The following is a 2041-nucleotide window of genomic DNA, read 5'->3' as shown; positions in this document are numbered from 1 at the left end:
CGATCTTCTTCCCTAGACAAGAGGAATGATCGACCAAGGGCTGTCCCCATGATCAGCCGGGGTCGATGCCACCGCCCCGCAGGTTAAAGATCAAGCTGAGGCGTTTCAGCACCAGCGCGTGGATGCCTAGGCCGCTCTCTCGGCAGCGAAGTAGGGCTCGGCCGCCTCCAGTCGGGGCACCTCAACGCCCAGCCTGCGCGCCTCCGCCAGGGTGTCGCGGCAGACCGCGCGCAGCTCCTCGGGGTTGGCGTGGGCTTCCATCACCAGGCGCATCGGCGGGAAGTGCCTGAACAGCCAGGCCATCACCGGTGCGGCCAGCCAGACGGGCGCGGTGAAAGGAAATAGCTCGCTGCGGTGCCGCCGCAGATCAACGCCGCGAGCCTCGACGAGCCGCAGGAGTTCGCGGATGGCGAGGATCGCTTCGCGTATGTTGCCGGGCGTCAGCTTGGACAACGAGCCCTGCTTCAGGCTCTGTGTGTGCAGGCCCGCGTTCTGAACGAAGTGGATCGACAGCCAGCCACGGAAGTCGGAGCTCTCCTGGAGCCTGAACCCCGCCTCGCGAAACACCCGGCGCACGGCCCGCTCGCGCTCGGTCGGCGGCCGGTCGAGAGTGCCGAAGAAGACCACGGGCAGCAGAGCCCCACGCAGCACACCGTCGTCGCCGAAGCCGCCGCCAGCCCCGGGGAAGCCCCAGGCCACCTGGTCAGCGGGAAGGTGTTCGGTCGCGGTCATCGGCTCGACCCAGAGGTTGTTGAAGACGAGCACAGTGGCGTTGCCCACGCGCGGCCCCAGGAAGGCCGCGGCCTCCGCGAAGTTGTAGTGCTGCACGCTCAGCACGATCAGATCGAAGTCATGGTCCGGCTCCAGTGACTCGCGGTAGCGCACCGGCCACCTCTCGGCGACGCGCTTCCCCCACGGCCGTCGCCGGGCGTCGAGCAGGTCGAGATCAATCGCATCGCCGTACGCTGCCGCCCGCCCCGGCCGGACATAGAACTCGACGTGGTGCCCGGCCCGTTCCAGGGCCCACCCGTACGTCGCGCCGATGACGCCCCGGCCGAACATCAAGATCTTCACGCGGCACCTCGTACCCTATAATCGGAGACTGTCTCCGTTTCTAAAAATATGGAGACAGTCTCCACTTGTCAACCTGGAGCCCCACGTGACCGATGCCAAGCCACTGCGCGCCGACGCCCGCCGCAACCGGGACGCCCTGATCGCGAAGGCCCGCGAGCTCTTCGCCAGCGGCTGCTTCAACCTGCGCTTCGACGACTTCGCCAAACTCGCTGGCGTGGGCACCGGCACGCTCTACCGCCACTTCCCCACCCGGGAAGCCCTGGCTGAGGCGGTCTACCGCGAAGAACTCACCGCGATGTGCGACCGCGCCTACGAGCTGCAGGCCACCCTCCCCGCCGACGAGGCGCTGGAATCCTTCCTGCGCGGCTTCGTGGAGCACCTGCACCGCCACGAGGGCCTCGCCCGCACACTCGCCACGCTCATGGCCACCCAATCGGGCGCGCTGGCAGAGGGTGCCCAAGCCCTGGGCCAGGTGATCGACGACCTCTTGGCCGCTGCCGTCAGGACCGGGACCATGCGCGACGACGTGGGAGCCGGCGCCGTCATGATGGCCCTCCACGGCATCTGTGCGGCCTACGACCACCCGACCTACCGAACCGACGCGGACGGCCTCATCACCCTCGTTCTCGCCGGCCTCCGACGCGCGGCGCCGTGAGCAGATCTGGCCCCTGTGGCAGTCCAGCGACTGTGCTCAGCTCGAAGCCCGGAACGAGGCGACAACTTCTACCGGGATCGACAGTGGTAGTTCCTGCTGGACCCGGCACCGGCTAGGGTCCGGCTTGGAGGTGGTCCGTGTTCACCGAAGCGTTTCCGATCGTGACGACACCTGACCTGCCACGACTGATCGCGTTCTACCGGGACGTGGTCGGCTTCGAGCTGACCTACCGGTTCCCGGACGAGGGCGCACCGGAGTTCGTCGCCCTCCGACTGGGCAGCAGCGAGCTCGGCCTGGCCGCCAACCCGGAGG

Annotated in this window: 3 protein-coding genes; 2 read left to right on the top strand and 1 reads right to left on the bottom strand. The window is 68.1% G+C overall.

The features are described 5' to 3' along the window. Positions 1–126: 126 nt before the first annotated feature. A complete protein-coding gene (locus ABZ749_RS34455) occupies positions 127–1062 on the bottom strand; it encodes a 2-dehydropantoate 2-reductase N-terminal domain-containing protein (protein ID WP_357235425.1) in 936 nt (311 codons plus the stop codon). Between the two features lie 97 nt (positions 1063–1159). Between ABZ749_RS34455 and ABZ749_RS34450 the strand changes: the two genes are divergently transcribed. Together ABZ749_RS34450 and ABZ749_RS34445 are read left to right on the top strand one after the other, a co-directional pair. Next, the gene (locus ABZ749_RS34450; RefSeq protein WP_357235422.1) at positions 1160–1729 is read left to right on the top strand and encodes a TetR/AcrR family transcriptional regulator; all 570 of its coding nucleotides are present in this window, start codon (positions 1160–1162) and stop codon (positions 1727–1729) included. A 137-nt stretch (positions 1730–1866) separates the two neighbouring features. Then, a partial coding sequence (locus ABZ749_RS34445; protein WP_357235428.1) for a VOC family protein occupies positions 1867–2041 on the top strand: 175 nt, incomplete at its 3' end.

Origin of the sequence: Micromonospora sp. NPDC047753 (assembly GCF_040642735.1) — a bacterium.
In the GTDB taxonomy this organism is placed as follows: Bacteria; Actinomycetota; Actinomycetes; order Mycobacteriales; family Micromonosporaceae; genus Micromonospora.
Note: the sequence above shows the minus strand (reverse complement) of the source record. Positions and strands in the feature narration are given on the sequence as shown.

What these genes read in the sequence shown, in the direction of transcription:
- ABZ749_RS34455 (WP_357235425.1), bottom strand. Translation starts at nt 1,062, where the DNA reads ATGTTCGGCCGGGGCGTCATCGGCGCGACGTACGGGTGGGCCCTGGAA.